Source organism: Salipiger bermudensis (genome assembly GCF_019801965.1).
GTDB classification, from domain to species: Bacteria; Pseudomonadota; Alphaproteobacteria; order Rhodobacterales; family Rhodobacteraceae; genus Salipiger; species Salipiger bermudensis_A.
Map to the genome: position 1 here is coordinate 115,973 of NZ_JAHVIA010000001.1, position 21,310 is coordinate 137,282.

Here is a 21,310-nt window from a genome sequence, read left to right on the forward strand (position 1 = left end):
AAGGGGCTTTCGTCTGACCTCTTTAGCGGCATGTTTAACGTGGCCCGCAATCCGGTAACAAAGCGCCACGGGCCGCGCATTACGCCTCTCGCGCCCTTGCGTCAAGCATTCCGGTTGTGACAGCCGGCGCGTGCCCGCCGGTCTTTGCATCGAATGCGCGCGATTTGTGCGGCGAAGCGCGCTGGCCGGCGCCGAGGGCGGTTGTCATTGCCGCCCGCCCTGCCCCATCATGTCGTGGGCAGAGGCAGCGAGACGACTATGGACGGATTTCTCTTTCAGGCATCGATCTACCTGATGGCGGCGGTGATCGCGGTGCCGATCGCGGCGCGGCTGGGGCTCGGCTCTGTGCTGGGCTACCTCCTCGCCGGCATCGTCATCGGCCCGGTCCTGCATCTGGTCGCCGCCACCGAGGACCTGCGCCATTTCGCCGAGTTCGGCGTGGTGATGATGCTGTTCATCATCGGGCTCGAGCTTGAGCCGCGCACGCTCTGGGACATGCGCCACCGGCTGGTGGGCCTGGGCGGGTCGCAGATCGCCATCACCATGCTCGCGGTGATGGGCGGCGCCATGGCGCTCGGAGTGAGCTGGGCCCCGGCGCTGGCCTGCGGCATGGTCTTCGCGCTCTCGTCGACCGCCATCGTACTGCAGACGCTCAACGAGAAGGGGCTGATGCAGTCGACCGGCGGCCGCTCGGCCTTCTCGGTGCTGCTCACGCAGGACATCGCGGTGATCCCGATGCTGGTGGTGCTGCCGCTGCTGGCGCTGCCGGGCGTGGCGCGCATCTCGCCCGACGGCTCGATCGACCTGGGCCACGGCGGCGACAACGGCCATCACGAGATGTCGATCGTCGAGGGGCTGCCGGGCTGGGGCGTGGCGCTGGTGACGCTGGCCGCCATCGCGCTGATCATCGTGGCGGGCATCTACGGCGCGCGCCCGCTGTTCCGCCATATCCATTCCGCCCGCCTGCCCGAGATGTTCACCGCCGTGGCGCTGCTCATCGTGGTCGGCATCGCCTTCCTCATGGAGCTGGTGGGCCTGTCACCGGCGCTCGGCACCTTCCTCGCCGGCGTGGTGCTGGCGAACTCGGAATTCCGCCACCAGCTCGAGTCGGATATCGAGCCCTTCAAGGGGCTGCTGCTGGGGCTGTTCTTCATCACCGTGGGCGCCGGCATCGACATCCTCGCCTTCCTGCGCGAACCCTTCGTGATCCTCGGCCTCGCGCTCGGACTGATGCTGCTGAAGGGCGCGATCCTGATGCTGCTGGCGAGGATCTTCAAGCTGCACACCCGGGCACGCTGGCTGTTCACCCTGTCGCTGGCGCAGGCCGGGGAATTCGGCTTCGTGCTGATCTCCTTCGCGCTGCAGCTCAACATCTTCAGCAACGCGCTCGGCCAACGGCTGCTGCTGGTGGTGGCACTGTCGATGCTGATCACCCCCCTGCTCTTCATCCTCTACGACTGGCTCTCGACCCGGCTCGAGGAGGCCCGCGAGGCACAGCAGGAAGACACCATCGAGGCGGACGGTCCGATCATCATCGCCGGGATCGGGCGCTTCGGGCAGATCGTCAACCGGCTGGTGGGCAGCTCGGGCTATCGCACCGTGGTGATCGACCACGACATGAAGACCATCGAGCTGATGCGCCGCTTCGGCCATCGCGGCTTCTTCGGCGACCCGACCCGGCCGGAGCTGCTGCACGCGGCTGGCATCAAGGATGCCAAGGTGCTGGTGGCGGGGCTCGACGATCCCAAGGCCACGACCAAGCTCGTGCGTTTCGCCCGGCGCATCCGCGAGGACGTGTTCATCGTCGCCCGCGCCCATGACCGGACCCATGTCTACGAGCTCTACCAGGCCGGCGCCGACAAGATCGTCCGCGAGATGTTCGACAGCTCGCTGCGCGCCGGGCGCTACGTGCTCGAGGAGGTCGGGATGACCGAGTACGAGGCGGCGATCGCGCAGGAGACGTTCTATCACCACGACCGCGAGACGGTGCAGGAGCTGGCGCAGCTCTGGGATCCCGATGTGCCCTCGGCCGAGAACGAGGCCTATATCAAGCGCGCCCGCGAGCTCGAGAAGGAGCTGGAGACGGCGCTCTACACCGCCCTGATGGAAGGGCGCGAGGACGCGGCCTGAGGCGATCTGCGCGGGCTCGGCTGCGCGCAGGCGCGGGGCTCGGACAGCAGCGGGAGCGCCCTGCCCCAACGGCCCACCCCCAGACGAAAAAAGCGGACCTGAAGGCCCGCTTTTCCCGAATATTCGTGTCCGATGAGGATCAGGCGGCGCGCAGCCCCAGAACCTCGTCGACCTGGCGCGCGGCGGCCACTTCGTCGCCACCGGAGACGGCAGCCACTTCGCGGGTCAGACGCTCGAGCGCGGCCTCGTAGAGCTGACGCTCGGAGTAGCTCTGCTCGCGCTGATCGTCGGCCCGGTGCAGGTCGCGCACCACTTCTGCGATGGCGATCAGGTCGCCCGAGTTGATCTTCTGCTCATACTCCTGAGCGCGGCGCGACCACATCGCGCGCTTGACCTTGGCCTTGCCCTTCAGCGTCTTCATCGCCTGGCTCACCACGTCGGGCGAGGAGAGCGAGCGCATGCCGATCTCGGTTGCCTTATGGGTCGGCACCCGGAGGGTCATCTTGTCCTTTTCGAAAGAGATCACAAACAGTTCCAGCTTCATGCCGGCGACTTCCTGCTCCTCGATCGACATGATCTGACCCACGCCATGGGCGGGATAGACCACGTAATCGTTGGGGCGGAATTCGTTTTTCTTGCTCTTGGTCATACAACAGGGTCCTTAGCAGCCAAGCCACGGCTCATCACGACAAGATGACGTGGCGACAAAAAGACGGACGGATGTGCAAAGCAACCCGTTCGCCTGAAAACGTCACGTCTTCGATTATTCCCCCGGCCGGTTCCCGACCTGATCATGTCTGCGTGGCTTCGTCATGTGTGCGTCATACTATAGCACAAACGGCGCCTCTTTCCCAGATTCTTGGCAGAAACACAGAATTCGCGCAAAATCAGGGATTTGCGCAAATCCAGCAAGGCTTTTGAAACCGCTTTGACTGGGAAACGGCGAATCGCCGCTCAGCCGCCCTCGCCCGGCGCCTCGGAGAAGTATTTCTCCATCTTGCCCGGCTCGCCATCGCGCTCCTCGGCATCGGGCATCGGATCCTTCTTGGAAATGATGACCGGCCAGAGCTCGGAGTACTTGCGGTTGAACTCGACCCACTTTTCCATGTCCGGCTCGGTATCGGGCCGGATGGCGTCGGCCGGGCATTCCGGTTCACAGACGCCGCAGTCGATGCATTCGTCGGGATGAATCACCAGAGTGTTCTCGCCCTCGTAGAAGCAATCCACCGGGCACACTTCGACGCAGTCGGTGTATTTGCAGGCGATACAGTTTTCAGTGACCACGTAAGTCATGGGCAATCATCCGTCAGGGTCTCACGATCAGTGGTCTAGCTAGACCACGTCGCGGGATCATTCAAGCATATCCCGATGCTTGTCGAGCTGGCGCCGGTCCCTCTTGGTGGGCCGCCCGCCGCCGTCGAAGCGCGGGGTCTGGGGCTCCGGCGCCCGCGGCGCCGGAGGATCGAGGTCTTCGTAGAGCGCCTGGGCCTCGGGGGCCGGGCCGCGCCTCGTGCCGAGGGCGATCACCTTGATCACCCGCACATCGCGCCCCTGCGAGAAGGTCAGGACATCGCCCGCCCCCACCGAGAAGGCGGGTTTGGCGATCGGCTGACCGTTGACCCGCAGACCGCCCGTGACGATCTTGGCGGCGAGGCTCCGCGTCTTGAAGAAGCGGGCCTGCCACAGCCACTTGTCGATGCGCAGCTTGGTCGCCGGCTCCGACACTCAGGACTTGCCCTTAAACCCCATGAGCGCCGCAGCGAAGGGGTTGTCGGGGTCGATCTTCTGCTCCTTGCGGGGGCGCGACTCGTAGGACTTGGGGCCCTTGTCGCCCTGCGGCTTGCCGCCCTTGCCCTTCTTGCCGCCGGGGCCGCCCTTGCCACGCGGTGCGCCGCCCTTGCCGCGGGCGCCCTTCTGGCCATCGCGGCCGCCGCCGTCGCGCTCGCGATGACCGCCGTCGCGCTGGCCACCCTCGCGGCGCGGGCCGCGGTTGTTGCGGTTGCCGGCCCAGGTGAAGGTGTAGAACACCTCGGTCTCGGGGCCCGCCAGCGCCTCGTCGGGCGCGGTGCCAGGCAGCAGCTCTTCTTCCGGCGTCTCGGCGATGTGATCGTCGACCTCGACCGCCTCGGGATCCTCGTTGATCGGGGCGAAACCCTCGTCATCGATGGACTCGGAGCCGGTCACCACATCGGCGGCCGGCGGCGTGGCGGACGGATCGGCCATCGCGGCCGGGGTCGCCTCTTCCTCGCGGGCGGCGTCGAAGACCGGCTCGTTCTCGCCGGGCTCGCCCGACGGCTCGGAGGTCTCGGTCAGGATCTGGTCGGCGCGGCGCACCTTCTCGCGCTCGCCCTTCTCGCCGCGGTAGCCCAGGCCCTGCATCAGGTCGGCGAACTGCTCGAGCGTCATGCCGGTGATCGACAGCATGTCGGCGTTGGCCTCGAAGCCGCCGCGGCTGTCCTGTGCGCGCAGCAGGTCGGCGAGGCGCTCAAGCATGTCGATGCGGATTGCACGCTCACCCGCCGGGCGGTAGCCCGCCAGCGAGTAATGCTGCATCGGAACGTCGCGGATGTTCGGCACGGTGACGAGCCCCGGCGGCGGCGCCTCGGGGAAGGTGTCGAGATCGTTGAACAGCGACCACAGCACCAGCCGCAGGCGCGTCGGCGCGGGCTTGAGCAGCAGCGGCATGAAGATGGTGTACTGGCCAAAGCGCATGCCGTGCTTGCGCAGCGCACCGCGGGCGTCCTGGTCGAGTTGCTTGACCTCGTCGGACACGAGCTGGCGCGGCAGGATGCCCATCGCCTCGACCATGCGGAAGGCGAAGCCACGGGCGAGACCGGTCAGGGTCTCGTCGCGCTGCATGTTGAGCAGCGGCTCGAAAAGCGCCGCGATCTTGCGGTCGATGAAGTGCTGCAGACGGCGCTCGACCTTCTGGATCACATCCGGGCCGGCGGTGTCGTCGACGAAGGCGACGACGCGCGGCTTCAGCGGATCGTCGCCCTTGGCGAGCTTGCCCACCGCCTGGTCGCCCCACATCAGGCCACCCTGCTCGGTGAAATCGATCTCGGTATCCGGCGCATTGTAGAACCGATCCGCCCGCAGGTGGAAATGCGGCGCGAGCGCCTGAAGCGACGCCTGTTTCAGCGTCTTGGCCTCCTGGCCCGTCGCACCCTGGTCCTGACGGAACCGGAACCCTTCCAGACGACCGACGAATTCTCCTTCGACGGTCACCTCACCCTTGTCATTCACCTCGGCCAAAAGGGCCTCCTTCTGCTTCAACCGCCGGAGCAATACGCTTGTCCGCCGGTCAACAAATCTCTGAGTCAGACGCTCGTGCAGGGCGTCGGACAGTGCGTCTTCTACAGCGCGGGTCGCCTCGCGCCAATGGCTTTCGTCATCGACCCAGCCGCGGCGCTGCGCCACGTAGGTCCATGTGCGGATAAACGCCAATCGCTTCGACAATGTGTCGATATCGCCATCGGTGCGGTCGATCCGCTTGATCTGACGGGCCATGAAGTCCCTCGGGATCTCGCCGCGCTCGTGCAGATGCTGGAAGATAACTTGCAAGAGGCCCGCATGTTCCGCGTGGCTGATTCCCCGGAAATCGGGGATCCGGCAGACATCCCAGAGAAGCTGAACGGAGCGCGGGTTGCTGGCGCGCGCCTGCACCTCCGCCTCCTGCCCGAGCGATTTCAGCACCATCAGGTCGTCAGCCTCGCGGGCCTTGGCGAGCCACTCGTCATTGGGGCTGAGCTCGAGCGAATGCACCAGCCCCTGGATCGAGCCGAAATTGAGCTTCGGGTTGCGCCAGTTGAGCTTGCGCAGCGGCGTGAAGCTGTGGCTGGTGATCGCCTCGACCCAGTCGTCGGGGATCTGGCCGGCATCGCCGGTGGTACCGAAGGTGCCGGGCTTCATGCCGCGCCCCGCCCGCCCGGCGATCTGCGCCAGCTCGTTGGGCTGCAGGGGGCGCATGCGGCGGCCGTCAAACTTGGTCAGGCTGGAAAAGGCGACGTGATCGATGTCGAGGTTGAGCCCCATGCCGATCGCATCGGTTGCGACGAGGTAATCGACCTCGCCATTCTGGTAGAGATCGACCTGCGCGTTGCGGGTGCGCGGGCTCAGCGCCCCCATCACCACCGCGGCACCGCCCTTGGTGCGGCGGATCAGCTCGGCGATGGCATAGACATTATCCACCGAGAACCCGACGATGGCCGAGCGTGCCGGCATCCGGCTTATCTTTTTCGAACCAAGATAGCCCAATTGGCTCATCCGCTCGCGGCGGATGAACTCGCAACCCCTGACCAGCGCGTTGATCGGCCCGCGCATGGTGTCGGAGCCGAGAAACAGGGTCTCGTGTAGGCCGCGCATGCGGAGCAGGCGGTCGGTGAAGACATGGCCGCGCTCGGGATCGGCGCAGAGCTGGATCTCGTCGATGGCGACGAAATCGCAGCCCATACCCTCGGGCATCGCCTCGACGGTGCAAATCCAGTACTGCGCTCGCGGCGGCACGATGCGCTCCTCGCCGGTGACCAGCGCCACCACGCCCGGGCCCCGCGCCGCCACGACCTTGTCATAGACCTCTCGGGCCAGCAGCCGCAGCGGCAGGCCGATCATGCCGGTGCGGTGACCGAGCATGCGTTCGATGGCGTAATGGGTCTTGCCAGTGTTGGTCGGGCCGAGAACGGCCGCGATCCGTGCGCGTTGGGGCATGGTGCCGCCCTGTTCCTTCCCTCAGAGGTTCAGATCTCGATGCCCTGGACCTGGCCCGCAAGCCGCTCCAAAGCACCGGTCACCTCTTCGTCAAACGGTCTGAGTTCCAGTACCCGCGTGTAGGCGTCATATGCAAGCGCCTCGTTGCCGAGCTGCTCGTGGATCGCAGCAACGCCGCGCAAGGCGCCGAAATGCTGAGGGTTTTCCGCAAGGACATGTTCCAGGGCATCCATCGCCGGACCGAACATCTCGGCCTGGTAGTAGGCCAGTGCCAGCGCGTGCCAGCCTTCGGCAAACTGCGGCGCGTGATCGGTGAGCGCGGTCAGGTGCTCGATGGCGGATGCGGTCTCGTTGACCTCGAGCGCGTCGCGGCCACGCTTCAGAAGCAGGTCCATCGCGGCAGAGCCGGATTTCGACCATTCGAGATAGATCGCCTTCTCGATGCGGTCGGCCTCGGCGGCGCTTTCTGCCGCGCCAAGCTCTTCCAGCAGATCTCCCGAGGCCGCCTGCGCGAGTGCCGCGACGGGTAGGGAAAACATGACTGTGACGGAAAGTGCCGCCACGATACGTTTGCTCTTGCGTAGGCCCATGCTCATAGATTCCGAGTGTAACCCGAAGATGCTGGATTGCCAGCACAGGTTTTCGTGAAGGAAGGGATCAGAATGAGCGAAGTCATCACCGCAGCGGTCGACGCGCTGAACAAGAAGCTGGACGGAGAAGGGTTCGACGGCACCGCCAAGTTCGTCATCGAAGACGAAGGCAGCATCATCATCGACGAAAACGGCGCCCGCGCCGGTGACGACGACGCCGATGTGACGCTCTCCGCCGATACCGAGACCTTCCAGCAGATTCTCGAGGGCGACCTCAACCCGACCTCGGCCTTCATGTCGGGCAAGCTCGCCATCGACGGGGACATGGGCGCCGCGATGCGCCTCGGAGGAGTTCTGTCCTGAGATGATGCTCGACGCGCCCTTTCACGCCGACTTGGCCGAGGGTCCCGCAGGGGCCCGCGCGTTCTGGGCTCGGACCGAAGACAACCTGCGCATCCGCCTGGCCCATTACCCGGGCCCCGAGGCGGCGCAGGGCACCGTGCTGCTGTTTCCCGGCCGCACGGAATATGTCGAGAAATACGGGCGCGTCGCCGGCGAATTTGCTGATCTGGGCTATCATACGCTGAGCGTCGACTGGCGTGGACAGGGCCTTGCCGACCGCATGCACCGCGATCCACGCGCCGGTCACGTCACGCTGTTCCAGGACTACCAGTTCGACGTCACCGCCATGCTCGAAGCCGCGGAGGAGCTGGGCCTGCCCCGGCCCTTCTACCTGCTGGCGCATTCGATGGGCGGTTGCATCGGGCTGCGCGCCCTGATCGAGGGGCTGCCGGTCGAGGCCGCCGCCTTCACCGGGCCGATGTGGGGCATCCGCATGGCCGCCGCCCTGCGCCCCGCCGCCTGGGCGCTAGGCTGGGGCAGCACGCAGATGGGCATCGGCCATGTCTACGCGCCCTCGACGGGCCCCGACAGCTACGTCGCCACCGTGGTCTTCGAGGACAACCTGCTGACCCGCGACCGCGACAGCTGGGAGTACATGCAGCGCCAGGTCCACGACATGCCCGAGCTGCAGCTCGGCGGGCCGTCGCTGCGCTGGCTGCACCAGGCGCTCAACGAATGCCTGACGCTGGCCCGCCTGCCCTCGCCGACGGTCCCCGCCCTCGCCTTCGTCGGCAGCGACGAGCGCATCGTCGACGTGCCGCGCATCGCCGCGCGCATGGCGGCCTGGCCCGGCGGCCAGCTCGAGATCATCGAGGGTGGCCGCCACGAGGTGCTGATGGAAGACGCGATCACCCGCGGCCAGATCGTCACCCGCATGGCCGACCTCTTCTCGACCTCGCGCAAACACGGCAGCTCCGCCAGCCGCTCGGCATAATCTGGCCCGCGGCCTGCGCCGCGCTACCCTCTGGCGCATGACAGAGCCGGTCCTCAGCTTCACCGAACGCGGCATCTACTGCCCGGCGGGCGATTTCCACATCGACCCGTGGCGCCCGGTCGCGCGCGCGCTGATCACCCACGGCCATTCAGACCACGCCCGCCCGGGCCACGGCGCCTATCTCGCCACCGAGGCCGCCGCACCGGTGATCCGCCACCGGCTGGGCGACATCCCCCTCGACACCATCCGCTTCGGCGAGCGCCGGCAGATCGGTCGGGCCACGGTGAGCTTCCACCCCGCCGGCCATATCCCCGGCTCGGCGCAGATCCGCGTCGAGGTCGGCGGCGAGGTCTGGGTCGCCTCGGGCGATTACAAGCTGGCGCCGGACGGGCTCTGCGAGACCTTCGAGCCGGTGCGCTGCCACGCCTTCATCACCGAGTGCACCTTCGGGCTGCCGGTCTTCACCTGGCGCCCGCAGCACGAGATCGCCGCCGAGATCAACGACTGGTGGGCCTCGACCGCCGCCGAGGGCCGGTACTGCCTGCTGGGCGCCTACTCGCTTGGCAAGGCGCAGCGGCTGCTGGCGCTGCTCGATCCCGAGATCGGCCCGATCCTCACCCACGGCGCGGTGGAAAACACCAACGCGGTGCTGCGCGCGCAAGGATATGCCCTGCCCGATACGCATCACGTGACGCCCGATCTCGACATCAAGGCGCATCCCGGCGCGCTGGTCATCGCGCCGCCTTCGGCGCTCGGCAGCACCTGGGCGCGGCGCTTCGGGCGCGCCTCCACCGGCATGGCTTCGGGCTGGATGCGGATGCGCGGGGTGCGCAGGCGGCGCGGGGCGGACCGGGGCTTCGTGCTCTCCGACCATGCCGACTGGCCGGAGCTGCACGAGGCGATCCGCGAGACCGGCGCCGAGCGCATCTTCGCCACCCACGGCTACACCGAGATCTTCGCCCGCTGGCTCAACACCCAAGGCTATCAGGCCGAGGTGGTGCCCACCGAGTTTGGCGGCGAAGAAGACGCGGCAGACGCTGCGGAGGATGCCGCATGAAGGCCTTTGCCGCGCTCTTCACCGCCGTCGACCAGAGCACCAAGACCACGGTCAAAACCGCCGCGCTGGCGGAATATTTCCGCACTGCGCCGGATGACGACCGGCTCTGGACCATCGCGCTTTTCTCCGGCCGCCGCCCGAAGCGCGCCGTCACCACCACGCAGCTGCGCGGATGGGCCGCCGAGCGCGCGGAGCTGCCGCTCTGGCTGCTCGAGGAGAGCTATCCCATCGTCGGCGATCTGGCCGAGACCATCGCGCTGCTGCTGCCACCGGCGAGCCGCGACTCGGATCAGAGCCTCAGCCAATGGCTCGCGGCGCTCTCCGACATGCCGAACCGCGATCTGGACGAGCGCAAGCGCTTCATCCTCGAGGCGTGGGACCAGCTCGACGAGACCGGGCGTTTCCTGTTCAACAAGCTGATCACCGGCGGCTTCCGCATCGGCGTGAGCCGCAAGCTGATGACCCGCGCGCTGGCGCAGGCCACCGGGCAGGACGAGGCAGCACTGGCGCTGCGGCTGATGGGCGACTGGACGCCGCAGAGCACCAGCTGGCACGCGCTGGTCGAGTCGCCCGACCCGGAGGAGAACGAGAGCCGCCCCTACCCGTTCTACCTCGCCTACCAGCTCGACGACGGCCCCGAGAGCCTCGGGCCGCCGGAGGATTGGCTGGCGGAATGGAAATGGGACGGCATCCGCGGCCAGCTCATCCTGCGCGGCGGATCGCATCACGTCTGGTCGCGCGGCGAGGAGCTGATGACCGACCGCTTCCCCGAGCTGGCGCGGGCGGCGGATTTCATCCCGCCCGGCCATGTCTTCGACGGCGAGATCGTGGCGTGGGACGGTGCGCAGCCCCAGCCGTTCAACACGCTGCAACAGCGCATCGGACGCAAGACCGTGCCGAAAAAGCTGTTGAAGGAGGCGCCGGTCATCCTGCTGGCCTATGACCTGCTCGAAGCGGATGGGCAGGATCTGCGCGACACGCCCCTGGCCCGGCGCCGCGCCCGGCTCGACGCGCTGCTCGCCGACCTGCCGCCGGATGCCCCGATCCGCCCCTCGCCGCGCCTCACGTTCGAGACATGGGAGGGGCTGGCCGAGACCCGCGCCACCGCCCGCGAGCGCCGCGCCGAGGGGCTGATGCTGAAGCGGCTGGGCGCGCCCTACCTTGCGGGGCGGAAGAAGGGCGATTGGTGGAAGTGGAAGCTCGACCCGCTCAGCGTCGACGCGGTGATGATCTATGCCCAGCAGGGCCACGGGCGGCGCGCCAACCTGTTCACCGACTTCACCTTCGCCGCCTGGGACGGCAACGATCTGGTCCCCTTCACCAAGGCCTATTCCGGCCTCACCGACGCGGAGTTCAACAAGATCACCTCATGGGTGCGCCGCAACACGCTGCAGCGCTTCGGTCCGGTGCGGCAGGTCAAGCCCGAGCTGGTCTTCGAGATCGCCTTCGAGGGCATCCAGCCGAGCCCGCGCCACAAGTCGGGGCTCGCCCTGCGCTTTCCACGCATGGCGCGCTGGCGCCACGACAAACCGGTGCAGGAGGCCAACACGCTGGCCGACCTCCAGGCGCTTCTGGCGGCCTATGGCTGAGGCCCGACCTCAGCCGCAGGACGCCTCGAGCCCGACCATGCCATTGCCGACGCCGGTCACGGTCACCGAGCAGGCGCCCCCGTCGGTCTCGACCTCGACGCTCTCGCCCGCGCCAACTGCCTGCGTCTGCACGCCGTTGACGGCGATGCGCGCCGCCGATCCGTCCTCCGCCAGCCCCGAGACGAAGACCCGCAGCTTGCCGTCGGCCAGCATCGCCACCTCTCCGGCGCGGTAGCCATCCTCGGGCGCCCCGGTCGACGCCGCGGCGCTCTCGCCCGCCTGTTCCGCGCCCTCCTCGGCCTCTTGCGAGCCCTCCTCGGCCGCTGCCCCGCAGTCCGAACCGAGAGTCGCCTTGCCGGCGTCGAGCCCCATCACCGCGACGGTGCAGGTGCCCTCGCCCAGCGTGGCCTGCGTGGTGCCGCCTGCGCCCAGCGCCGCGGCCTCGCCGTTGACCATCAGGCGTACTGAGCCGCCCGCCGGATCGACCCGCGAGACGAAGACCCGCACCTGCCCGTCGGCAAACAGCGCCGTCTCGCCGACACCCAGCGGATCGGTCACCATCATACCCTCGGCGCTGGCGCTCTCGTCGCCCGTGGCCCGCGCCGCGACCGCCGCAGCGGCCATCTGCGCCGCCTCCTGCATGCCGCCAGACAGCTCGGAGAGCGCCCCGCGCATCGCCTCGGCCTGCGACTCGGCCCGCGCCGAAAGGTCCTCGAGCCGGCTCTGCATCTCGGATTTCATCGCGTCGAGCCGCTCGCCCAGCGCGGCGGAGAGATCCTCGCCGCCCTCATCCTCCGACATCGCCGACTCGAGCGCCGCGATGCGCTCCGAGAGCCCGTCAAGCGCCGCCTGCTGGTCCGAGGCCGCCTTGCTGGCCGCCTCCTGCGCCGGCCCCATGGCGCGGCCCACCGCGTCGGTGATCTTGCTGCCGTTGATGGCGCTGCCGGCGGCGACACCGCCGAGAAAGCCCAGAACGATCCCCACCGCGCCGTAAATGATTGGTTTCTGTGACATACGTAAATTCCCTCCCATACTCTGAAATGCAGGCCCGCCCCCTCCAAGGCGGACCCGGTGCCGAGTTTAGACCAATACCGCCCTTGATCTACGAATTTCCTTACCCGGGCGGCGATACATAGGTCGCAACGCCGCGCGGCCTGTCGGCAGGCGCCGGCGCAGGCACGCCTCCGTCGCGCTTTCCCGGCCGCGCCCATTGCCTTCTGCCCACCCCCGACCCTATGTCAGAGGGAAACTTCTGATGAGGACTCCATGACGAACGCCTTTTCCCATCCCCGCCCCGTCTTCGACGCCAACGCTTCCGGGGGCCGCGACCTCGGCAAGCTGCCGGAATGGGACCTGAGCGATCTCTACGAGAGCGAGGACGCACCCGCGCTGAAGCGCGATCTCGACTGGCTGGAAGACGCCTGCGCCCGCTTCGCGCAGGATTTCGAGGGCAAGATCGCCGGACTCGACGCCCCGGGCTTCCTCGAGATGGTCCAGCGCCACGAGAAGATCGAGGCGGTGGGCGGTCGGCTGATGTCCTTCGCCGGGCTGCGCTACTACCAGAACACCATGGACAGCGAGCGCGCCAAGTTCCTCTCCGACCTGCAGGAGAAGGTGACGATCTACACCACGCCGCTGGTGTTCTTCACCCTCGAGCTCAACACCATCGAGGATGACGCCTATGCCGCGCTCTTCGAGGCCAATGACGAGCTGGCGCGCTACAAGCCCGCCTTCGACCGCATCCGCGCCATGAAACCCTACCAGCTCTCCGACGAGCTCGAGCGCTTCCTGCACGACATGGGCGTGGTGGGCGACGCGTGGATGAAGCTCTTCGACGAGACCATCGCCGGGCTGACCTTCACCATCGACGACGAGGAGATGTCGATCGAGGCGGCGCTCAATTTCCTGACCGAGCAGGATCGCTCCAAGCGCGAGGCCGCCGCCCGCGAGCTGGCCCGCGTCTTCGGCGAGAACATCCGCACCTTCGCCCGCGTGCACAACACGCAGGCCAAGGAGAAGGAGGTCATGGACCGCTGGCGCGGCATGCCCTCGGCGCAGATGGGCCGTCACCTCTCCAACGATGTCGAGCCCGAGGTGGTCGAGGCGCTGCGTGACGCGGTGGTCGCGGCCTACCCGCGCCTGTCGCACCGCTATTACGAGCTTAAGCGCAAGTGGCTCGGCCTCGACACCATGCAGGTCTGGGACCGCAACGCGCCGCTGCCGATGGAGAGCACGCGCATCGTCGGCTGGGACGAGGCGCGCGACACGGTGATGCAGGCCTATGCGGGGTTCGATCCGCGCATGGCCGAGATCGCCGAGCCGTTCTTCACCAAGGGCTGGATCGATGCCGGCGTGAAGCCCGGCAAGGCGCCGGGCGCCTTCGCCCACCCCACGGTCACCGACGTGCACCCCTACGTGATGCTGAACTATCTCGGCAAACCGCGCGACGTGATGACCCTGGCACACGAGCTCGGCCACGGCGTGCACCAGGTGCTGGCCGCCGGACAGGGCGAGATGCTGGCCTCGACGCCGCTGACGCTCGCCGAGACCGCCTCGGTCTTCGGCGAGATGCTGACCTTCCGCGCCATGCTCGACAAGGCCACCGACCCGAAGGAGCGCAAGGTGCTGCTCGCCGGCAAGGTCGAGGACATGATCAACACCGTGGTGCGGCAGATCGCGTTCTACGATTTCGAGTGCAAGCTGCACGAGGCGCGCCGCTGCGGCGAGCTGACCCCGGACGACATCAACGCGCTGTGGATGTCGGTGCAGGCCGAGAGCCTCGGGCCGTGCTTCGAGTTCATGGAAGGCTACGAGAGCTTCTGGGCCTATATCCCGCATTTCGTGCACTCGCCCTTCTACGTCTACGCCTACGCGTTCGGCGACGGCCTCGTGAACGCGCTTTACGCGGTCTACCAGGAGGATCCGGCGGGCTTCGAGGACAAGTATTTCGACATGCTGAAGGCCGGTGGCTCGAAGCACCACAAGGCGCTGCTGGCGCCCTTCGGGCTCGACGCCTCGGATCCCAAGTTCTGGGACAAGGGCCTGTCGATGATCGAGGGCTTCATCGACGAGCTGGAGGCGATGGAGGGCTGAGCGCCCTCCCCGCACCCCATGCAAGAGCCCCAGCCCCGCCGCACCAAGCGCTCGCTCAAGGGCCGGACACGCCGCTTTCAGGTGCATGTCCGGCGCCGGGTGCCGCCGGGGCTGCGGCTGGTGCTGGGGCTCTTGCTGATCGGCGGCGGCATCCTCGGCTTCCTGCCGATCCTCGGCTTCTGGATGATCCCGCTTGGCTTCGCGGTGGCGATGCTCGACCTCGTGCCGCTCTACCGCGCCGGCCTACGCCGCGCCGGACTCGACACGCCCACCGACACCGATGCCCTGCACCCAACGGATATCGATCCTCTGCGCCCGAGCGATACCGATCCCCCGCCGCTGACCGACAGCGATCCTGATCCCCGGTGAGTCTCCGGCGGGTCAAGGATGGCCGCAGGCCACCGCGCGCGGCGGCGCAGGCGTCCTTGAGGCGACAGCGACTCGCCCCCAGACTCGCAAAGGCGCTCTGAGCGCAGACCTGCCTCTCAGACGCCTCTCCGCAGACGGACAAGCCCGCCAACGGGCCCCACGCCAAGATGTCCGCAAGACCCGCCCCACCGGCGCCAACCCGAGGTCCCGGCCCGAAGGGCCGGGGACGAGACGACCTGCGCGGGCGCCCTGCGCCCGCTCCGCCAGATCAGCTCCGCGTCAAGGTCATTTGAGCTGGGAATCCTTCGAGCCGCGCCGGTTGATGCCGCCGCGCGCCCGCTGCGCCCCGTCGCGCTCCTGCTGGCAATCGATGCAGAGCTTGACCCCGGGCAGCGCCAGCCGGCGCTTCTCCGGGATCTCCTCGCCACATTCGGCACATTCGGTCAGGCTTTCGCCCACCGGCGCACGGCGTGCTCGCATGCGCTCCAGCTCCTCCGAGATCGACGCCTCGATCTGTTCACTCACCGCCCCGTCGCGGCTCCAGCCTCCGGCCATGGCACACTCCCTTTCCGGGAAAAAAGATAGGCCCGCGCACGCCCTCTGACCAGCCCCATTGACTTCGCCCGCGCCGCCCTATCTTGCCTGCTCAAAGGAGTGCCCGCATGTTCCGCGTTCTCGCCACCCTCGCCGCCCTGATCCTAGCCCTCCCCGCGCTTGCGGCGCAGGGCTTCAGCTTCGGCAATATCGATGGCGGCGAGCTCAACCTCGAGAGCTATCGCGGCCAGCCCGTGCTGGTGGTCAACACCGCCTCGCGCTGCGGCTTCACCCCGCAATATGACGGGCTACAGGAGCTCTACGACACCTACCGCGATCGCGGACTGGTGGTTCTGGCGGTGCCCTCCAACGACTTTCGGCAGGAACTCGGCAGTGAGGCCGAGGTCAAGGATTTCTGCGAGCTTAACTTCGATCTCGACCTGCCGATGACCACCATCACTCACGTAACGGGCTCGCAGGCCCACCCGTTCTACCGCTGGCTGGCCCAGCAGGGGTTTTCACCGTCCTGGAATTTCAACAAGGCGTTGATTGCCCCCGACGGCAGTTTCGTCGAGGGCTGGGGCGCGCCCACGCGCCCCATGTCCGCGGCGATCACGTCGCGGGTGGAATCGCTGCTCGAGTGACCGCTCAGGCGGCCTCTCGGGTCAGCAGCGCATAGAGCTCGTCCTTCAGCAGCGCACGTTCCTTGCGCAGGTCGTTCTCGGCCAGGCTGTCCATCGGCTGCACGAAGGTCTCGACCCGGTGCACCTCGCGGTTCACCTCGTGATAGCGCGCCGCGAGATGGGCAAAGCGCTTGTCGGAAGCTTTGAGCTCCGAGATCCGGTCGGCGAGGTCGGGAAATTCCTTGGCGAGGTCGTGCGGGACGTGGGACATGCTCTGTCTCCTCCTTCTTCGGGTCGTCGTCTTCGGGCCGTTCGCCCGCCCGGCGCCGTCATGAGACCGGCGCGGGAGCCCAAGCTGGCACGCGCCGCGACGCGCCGGCCTTGACCCGGATCAAACCGCCCGCTGTTTTCGCGACATTGTTTCGCTAGCGCTTTGCCCGGCGCCAGCCGGCAGCGCGGGCCTCGGCCTCGGAGCAGAACCACCGCTCGCCCTTGCCGGGGCTGATCCGCGTGGCGCCGTAATGCTCCTGCCCCGGGACGTGGTAGATCCTCACGCCCTTGCTCGAGATGTTGCCCTTGATGGCGCAGCCCTGCGGCGCACCGGCGCCGTTGGCCACCTCGCGCCCCTTGCGGGCATCTGCCCGGAACGCCGCCGGCGCCTGAACCCCGGTGCCGTGCAGCCCGAGTTCGCGCACCGCCGCGCGCTTCTCGTCGAGATCATAGGCCATCGAGTATCGCCTGTAGGCGAAGGCCAGCCCGCCGCGGACCATCTCGCGGCCGATATCGCGGCCACCGACCTCGCAGCGCGCCACCACGCGGCCGTAGCGGTCGGTGTCGAGCGTCTCGCAGCGCGCCAGCCGGCCCTCGTAGCGGTTGCGGGCCTCCTGCGACACCCACGCGCCGCACGCCCATGTCGGCGCGCCCTCGCCGCCGCACATTTGCTTGACCTCGGGCGCGTCTATGCCGTGCAGCCGCACCCGCGTGCCGCCCACGTCGAGCGTATCGCCATCGACCACATGCACCTGCCCAGACGGCCCGGCCGCCGCCGCGGCCCCGGCCAGCATCAGGAGAATACTGGAAAAAATCTGTCTCATCCTGCCGACCTAGCGGGCAATTCAGGCGAAACTCGGGCAGTTGCGCCAAACCCCCGAGAGACCGCCACGGCACAGGCAGAGACCCGCCGCGAACGCCCCCGGCATCCCGTCTTGCACCACCCTGCCCGGGCGCGATAAAGCAGGCGGCATTGCAATCCGCTTCGGAGCCCGCGTGACCCGCTACCTCGCCCCCCTGCTCTTCGGCCTGATCGGCGCCGGCATTCTTGTCGGCCTCGGCCTGTGGCAGCTGCAGCGGCTGGACTGGAAGCTCGGCGTGCTGGCCGATATCGAGGCCCGCATCGCCGCCGATCCCGAGCCGCTTCCCGTCATGGTCTCGCCCACCGAGCAGCGCTACCAGCCGGTGGCACTCAGCGGCGAGATCCTGCCCGGAGAGGCCCGCGTGCTGGTCAGCCGCAAGATGATCGGCGCCGGCTACCGCATCGTCTCGCCGTTCCGCACGGACGGTGGCCGACTGGTCCTGCTCGACCGCGGCTTCACCGGTGACGCCAACAAGGACGCCGCGCGCTATACCGGCCCGGCCGAGATCACCGGCAACCTGCACTGGCCCGACGACCGCAATTCCTCGACCCCCGAGAACGACGTGGCCGCCAATATCTGGTTCGCCCGCGATATCGGCGCGCTGGCCGAGACGCTGCAGACCGAGCCGCTTCTGGTCATCGCCCGCGAGATTTCGCCCGGCGACCCGCAAATCGAGCCGCTGCCGGTGGACACCAGCGGCATTCCCAACGATCACCTGCAATATGCCCTCACATGGTTCTCGCTGGCCGTGGTGTGGCTCGTCATGACCGCCTATTACATCGTGCGGCTGAAAAAGACCGGAGAGACCTGATGCGCTACATCTCCACCCGCGGACAGGCGCCCGCGCTGAGTTTCGAAGAAGCCATGCTGTCGGGCCTCGCCCGCGACGGCGGGCTCTACGTGCCCGAAACGGTGCCGACCATGTCGCCGGACGACATCCGCGCGCTGCACGGGCTGAGCTACGAGGAAACCGCGTTTCGCGTGATGCGGCCTTTCGTCGGCGACGGCTTCACCGACGAGACCTTCGGCGACCTGATCTCGAAGGCCTATGCCAATTTCGGCCACAACGCCCGCGCGCCGATGGTGCAGCTGGCGCCGGGGCATTTCCTGCTCGAACTGTTCCACGGCCCGACGCTGGCCTTCAAGGACTTCGCGATGCAGCTGATCGGTCAGCTCTTCGAGGAGGCGCTGACCCGGCGCGGCGAGCGCGTGACCATCGTCGGCGCGACCTCGGGCGACACCGGCTCTGCGGCCATCGAGGCCTTCAAGGGGCTCGACGCAGTCGACGTGTTCATCCTGTTCCCGCATGGCCGCGTCTCGGAGGTGCAGCGCCGCCAGATGACGACGCCGAGCGAGGCCAACGTCCACGCCCTCGCGCTCGACGGCCATTTCGACGACTGCCAGGCCAAGCTCAAGGACATGTTCAACGACTTCGCCTTCCGCGACGAGGTGCGGCTCGCAGGCGTCAACTCGATCAACTGGGCACGGGTGCTGGCGCAGGTCGTCTACTACTTCTCCGCCGCCGTTTCGCTCGGCGCGCCCGACCGCAAGGTGAGCTTCACCGTGCCCACCGGCAATTTCGGTGACATCTTCGCCGGCTACATCGCCAAGAAGATGGGCCTGCCGATCGACCGGCTGGTGGTTGCCACCAACCAGAACGACATCCTGCACCGCTGCCTGTCCTCGGGCGATTACCAGACCTCCGAGGTCTTCCCGTCGATCTCGCCCTCGATGGACATCCAGGTCAGCTCGAATTTCGAGCGCGCGCTGTTCGATGCCTATGGCCGCGACGGCAGCGCCGTGGCGCAGCTGATGGACGAGCTCAAATCCGGCGGCGGCTTCCACGTCAGCCAAGGCGCGCTGCAGGCGCTGCGCGAGCATTTCGAGAGCGGTCGCGCCTCCGAGGAAGAGACGCTGGCGACGATCCGGAAGGCCCATGACAGCATGGGCGAGCTGCTCTGCCCGCACTCCGCCATCGGCGTGAAGGTGGCCGACGAGCACCGCGACCCGGCAACGCCGATGGTCACGCTCGCCACCGCCCATCCGGCGAAATTCCCCGACGCGGTGGAGACCGCCAGCGGCATCCGCCCGCCCCTGCCCGAGCGCATGGCCGATCTCTTCGACCGGCCCGAGCGCGTGACCCGCGTGGCCAACGATCTCTCCGCCCTCGAAACCCTGATCCGGGAGCGTATCAACAAGTGACTGTCGAACTGACCACCCTGAAGAACGGCCTGCGCATCGTCAGCGAGCGCATGGACGGGCTGCAATCCGCCTCGATCGGAGTCTGGGTCACCGCCGGTGGCCGCAACGAGCGCATCGAGCAGAACGGTGTGGCGCACTTCCTCGAGCACATGGCCTTCAAGGGCACCAAGACCCGCTCGGCCCTGCAGATCGCCGAGGCGATCGAGGATGTGGGCGGCTATATCAACGCCTATACCTCGCGCGAGGTCACGGCCTATTACGCCCGCGTGCTGGAAAACGACACCAAGCTGGCGCTCGACGTGATCGCCGACATCCTGCGCAACCCGGTCTTCGACGAGCGCGAGATCGAGACCGAGCGCCACGTCATCCTGCAGGAGATCGGCCAGGCGCTCGACACGCCCGACGACGTGATCTTCGACTGGCTGCAGGAGCGCGCCTACCAGCAGCAGCCGCTGGGCCGCACCATCCTCGGCGAGGCCGCCAATGTGCGCGGCTTCGGCAAAGGCGATCTCGAGACCTTCGTCGACGAGCATTACGGCCCCGAGCAGCTGATCATCTCGGCGGCGGGCTCCGTCGATCACGAGGCGCTGGTCGAGCAGGCCGAGGCGCTCTTTGGCGACATGGGCTCGCGCAAGGCCAAGGAGCCCGAGACCGCGCGCTTCACCGGCGGCGAGATCCGCCGCGAGAAGGAGCTGGAGCAGGCGCATTTCGCGCTCGCCTTCGAGGGCCCCGGCTATCGTGATCCCGGCTTCTACACCTCGCAGATCTATTCCATCGCGCTTGGCGGCGGCATGTCCTCTCGGCTGTTCCAGGAGATCCGCGAGAAGCGCGGCCTGTGCTACACGATCTTCGCCCAGAGCGGGGCCTACGAGGATACCGGGCTGATGACGGTTTATGCCGGCACCAGCGGCGACGAGCTGGCCGACCTCGCCCATCTCACCATCGACGAGATGAAGCGCGCCGCCGACGACATGTCGCCGGAAGAGATCGCCCGCGCCCGCGCCCAGATGAAGGCCGGGCTGCTGATGGGGCTGGAGAGTTCGTCGTCACGGGCCGAGCGTATGGCGCGCATGGTGCAGATCTGGGGCAAGGTGCCTCCCATCGAGGACACCGTCGCCCGGATCGACAATGTCACCACCGGCGATGTCCGGCTCTTCGCCGAGCAGATGGCGGCCAGCGCCCCGGCGGCACTGGCGCTCTACGGGCCGGTAGGCAAGGCGCCCGACCTCGCCGCGCTGCAGGCACGTCGAGCCGCCTGATGCTCGGACGGCGGCGCAGGTTCCGGCTCGACACCGAGCGGCTGGTGCTGCGGCCGCCGCAGCATGGCGACTTCAACGCCTGGGTCTCGCTGCGCGTCGAGAGCGAAGCCTACCTGACGCCCTGGGAGCCGTCCTGGGCGCCCGATCACCTGACCCGCCGCGCCTTCACCAACCGCGTCTACTGGGCCAACCGCTCGATCGCCGCCGGCACCGCGGTGCCGTTGTTCCTGTTTCGCCGCGAGGACGAGCAGCTGCTGGGCGCCATCACCCTCGACAACATCCGCCGCGGTCCGGCGCAATCGGGGGTGCTGGGCTACTGGACCGGCCAGCCCTTCGCCCGCCACGGCTACATGCGCGAGACCATCGCGGCGCTGGTGCACCACGCCTTCGAGCGCCTCGACTTGAGCCGCATCGAGGCCGCCTGCCTGCCGGAGAATGTCGCCTCGCGCGGTCTGCTCGAGCGTTCGGGATTCAAATACGAGGGCGTGGCGCAGAGCTACCTGCAGATCAATGGCCGCTGGCGCACCCATGTGCTCTATGCCGCGCTGCGCGGCGACCGGCGCGGCAAGACACAGGTCGGCTGATCACGCCCGAGCCCTCTCTGCCCTGCCCGCGCTTTGGGCGCTGTCGCCCCGGGATGTGCCGAAAGCCTGACCCTACGGAAATGTCAGGTGGCAGGCGCGGCTTC

At 67.8% G+C, this 21,310-nt stretch carries 21 protein-coding genes and 1 riboswitch; of the genes, 12 read left to right on the top strand and 9 right to left on the bottom strand.

From position 1 onward, the window contains the following. Window position 1: 1 nt before the first annotated feature. A riboswitch (SAM riboswitch) is annotated at window positions 2-79 on the bottom strand. A gap of 179 nt (window positions 80-258) precedes the next feature. Then, window positions 259-2,130, top strand: coding sequence for a monovalent cation:proton antiporter-2 (CPA2) family protein (locus KUV62_RS00515; protein WP_222601737.1), 1,872 nt, complete (start codon window positions 259-261; stop codon window positions 2,128-2,130). Window positions 2,131-2,269: 139 nt separating this feature from the next. Here KUV62_RS00515 and KUV62_RS00520 read toward each other — a convergent pair whose 3' ends face one another. The 5 genes from KUV62_RS00520 to KUV62_RS00540 form a co-directional block, all read right to left on the bottom strand. Further along, the gene (locus tag KUV62_RS00520) at window positions 2,270-2,779 is read right to left on the bottom strand and encodes a CarD family transcriptional regulator (RefSeq protein WP_222601738.1); all 510 of its coding nucleotides are present in this window, start codon (window positions 2,777-2,779) and stop codon (window positions 2,270-2,272) included. A 305-nt stretch (window positions 2,780-3,084) separates the two neighbouring features. Then, window positions 3,085-3,423 (bottom strand): ferredoxin FdxA, encoded by a 339-nt coding sequence (gene fdxA / locus KUV62_RS00525; RefSeq protein ID WP_222601739.1) that lies wholly within the window; start codon window positions 3,421-3,423, stop codon window positions 3,085-3,087. Between the two features lie 57 nt (window positions 3,424-3,480). Then, window positions 3,481-3,855: an RNA-binding S4 domain-containing protein gene (locus KUV62_RS00530; RefSeq protein ID WP_222601740.1), complete on the bottom strand. Its 375-nt coding sequence runs from the start codon at window positions 3,853-3,855 to the stop codon at window positions 3,481-3,483. Further along, window positions 3,856-6,837 (bottom strand): helicase-related protein, encoded by a 2,982-nt coding sequence (locus KUV62_RS00535; RefSeq protein ID WP_222601741.1) that lies wholly within the window; start codon window positions 6,835-6,837, stop codon window positions 3,856-3,858. It lies immediately after the preceding gene. 29 nt (window positions 6,838-6,866) lie between these two features. Continuing rightward, window positions 6,867-7,376: a tetratricopeptide repeat protein gene (locus KUV62_RS00540; protein ID WP_222602351.1), complete on the bottom strand. Its 510-nt coding sequence runs from the start codon at window positions 7,374-7,376 to the stop codon at window positions 6,867-6,869. 123 nt (window positions 7,377-7,499) lie between these two features. On the opposite strand from KUV62_RS00540, the gene KUV62_RS00545 reads away from it, so the two are divergent. The 4 genes from KUV62_RS00545 to KUV62_RS00560 are packed head-to-tail and all read left to right on the top strand — an operon-like array spanning window position 7,500 to window position 11,409. After that, the gene (locus KUV62_RS00545; RefSeq protein ID WP_222601742.1) at window positions 7,500-7,790 is read left to right on the top strand and encodes an SCP2 sterol-binding domain-containing protein; all 291 of its coding nucleotides are present in this window, start codon (window positions 7,500-7,502) and stop codon (window positions 7,788-7,790) included. A gap of 1 nt (window position 7,791) precedes the next feature. Then, complete coding sequence (locus tag KUV62_RS00550) at window positions 7,792-8,763, top strand: alpha/beta fold hydrolase (protein WP_222601743.1); 972 nt, start codon at window positions 7,792-7,794, stop codon at window positions 8,761-8,763. Window positions 8,764-8,800: 37 nt separating this feature from the next. Next, window positions 8,801-9,820 (top strand): ligase-associated DNA damage response exonuclease, encoded by a 1,020-nt coding sequence (locus tag KUV62_RS00555; RefSeq protein WP_222601744.1) that lies wholly within the window; start codon window positions 8,801-8,803, stop codon window positions 9,818-9,820. Continuing rightward, window positions 9,817-11,409 carry an ATP-dependent DNA ligase gene (locus tag KUV62_RS00560; RefSeq protein WP_222601745.1) on the top strand — a complete coding sequence of 531 codons (1,593 nt, stop codon included), beginning with the start codon at window positions 9,817-9,819 and terminating at the stop codon, window positions 11,407-11,409. Before KUV62_RS00555 ends, KUV62_RS00560 begins: the two co-directional genes overlap by 4 nt. A 9-nt stretch (window positions 11,410-11,418) precedes the next feature. On the opposite strand, the gene KUV62_RS00565 is transcribed toward KUV62_RS00560, so the two are convergent. Further along, entirely contained in the window at window positions 11,419-12,423 is a 1,005-nt protein-coding gene (locus KUV62_RS00565) for a hypothetical protein (RefSeq protein WP_222601746.1), read from the bottom strand. A gap of 252 nt (window positions 12,424-12,675) precedes the next feature. On the opposite strand from KUV62_RS00565, the gene KUV62_RS00570 reads away from it, so the two are divergent. Together KUV62_RS00570 and KUV62_RS22655 are read left to right on the top strand one after the other, a co-directional pair. Further along, the gene (locus KUV62_RS00570) at window positions 12,676-14,502 is read left to right on the top strand and encodes a M3 family oligoendopeptidase (RefSeq protein ID WP_222601747.1); all 1,827 of its coding nucleotides are present in this window, start codon (window positions 12,676-12,678) and stop codon (window positions 14,500-14,502) included. 18 nt (window positions 14,503-14,520) lie between these two features. Continuing rightward, entirely contained in the window at window positions 14,521-14,871 is a 351-nt protein-coding gene (locus tag KUV62_RS22655; RefSeq protein WP_261395134.1) for a hypothetical protein, read from the top strand. A gap of 285 nt (window positions 14,872-15,156) precedes the next feature. Here KUV62_RS22655 and KUV62_RS00580 read toward each other — a convergent pair whose 3' ends face one another. Then, window positions 15,157-15,426: a DksA/TraR family C4-type zinc finger protein gene (locus tag KUV62_RS00580; protein WP_222601748.1), complete on the bottom strand. Its 270-nt coding sequence runs from the start codon at window positions 15,424-15,426 to the stop codon at window positions 15,157-15,159. Window positions 15,427-15,533: 107 nt separating this feature from the next. Here KUV62_RS00580 and KUV62_RS00585 point away from each other — a divergent pair, with 107 nt between their 5' ends. Then, a complete protein-coding gene (locus KUV62_RS00585; protein ID WP_222601749.1) occupies window positions 15,534-16,049 on the top strand; it encodes a glutathione peroxidase in 516 nt (171 codons plus the stop codon). A gap of 4 nt (window positions 16,050-16,053) precedes the next feature. On the opposite strand, the gene KUV62_RS00590 is transcribed toward KUV62_RS00585, so the two are convergent. Continuing rightward, a complete protein-coding gene (locus KUV62_RS00590; protein ID WP_222601750.1) occupies window positions 16,054-16,299 on the bottom strand; it encodes a YdcH family protein in 246 nt (81 codons plus the stop codon). Between the two features lie 154 nt (window positions 16,300-16,453). Beyond that, a complete protein-coding gene (locus KUV62_RS00595) occupies window positions 16,454-17,122 on the bottom strand; it encodes a thermonuclease family protein (RefSeq protein WP_222601751.1) in 669 nt (222 codons plus the stop codon). A 172-nt stretch (window positions 17,123-17,294) separates the two neighbouring features. Between KUV62_RS00595 and KUV62_RS00600 the strand changes: the two genes are divergently transcribed. From KUV62_RS00600 to KUV62_RS00615, 4 genes are read left to right on the top strand one after another with little or no spacing between them, the layout of a single operon-like run. Further along, on the top strand, window positions 17,295-17,972 hold the full coding sequence (locus KUV62_RS00600) for an SURF1 family protein (protein ID WP_222601752.1): 678 nt from the start codon (window positions 17,295-17,297) through the stop codon (window positions 17,970-17,972). Then, a complete protein-coding gene (gene thrC / locus KUV62_RS00605) occupies window positions 17,972-19,363 on the top strand; it encodes a threonine synthase (RefSeq protein ID WP_222601753.1) in 1,392 nt (463 codons plus the stop codon). Before KUV62_RS00600 ends, thrC begins: the two co-directional genes overlap by 1 nt. Next, window positions 19,360-20,622 (top strand): M16 family metallopeptidase, encoded by a 1,263-nt coding sequence (locus KUV62_RS00610; protein WP_222601754.1) that lies wholly within the window; start codon window positions 19,360-19,362, stop codon window positions 20,620-20,622. Before thrC ends, KUV62_RS00610 begins: the two co-directional genes overlap by 4 nt. Beyond that, window positions 20,622-21,206: a GNAT family N-acetyltransferase gene (locus KUV62_RS00615; RefSeq protein WP_222601755.1), complete on the top strand. Its 585-nt coding sequence runs from the start codon at window positions 20,622-20,624 to the stop codon at window positions 21,204-21,206. The genes KUV62_RS00610 and KUV62_RS00615 overlap by 1 nt, the downstream gene beginning before the upstream one ends. The last annotated feature ends 104 nt before the right edge of the window (window positions 21,207-21,310 follow it).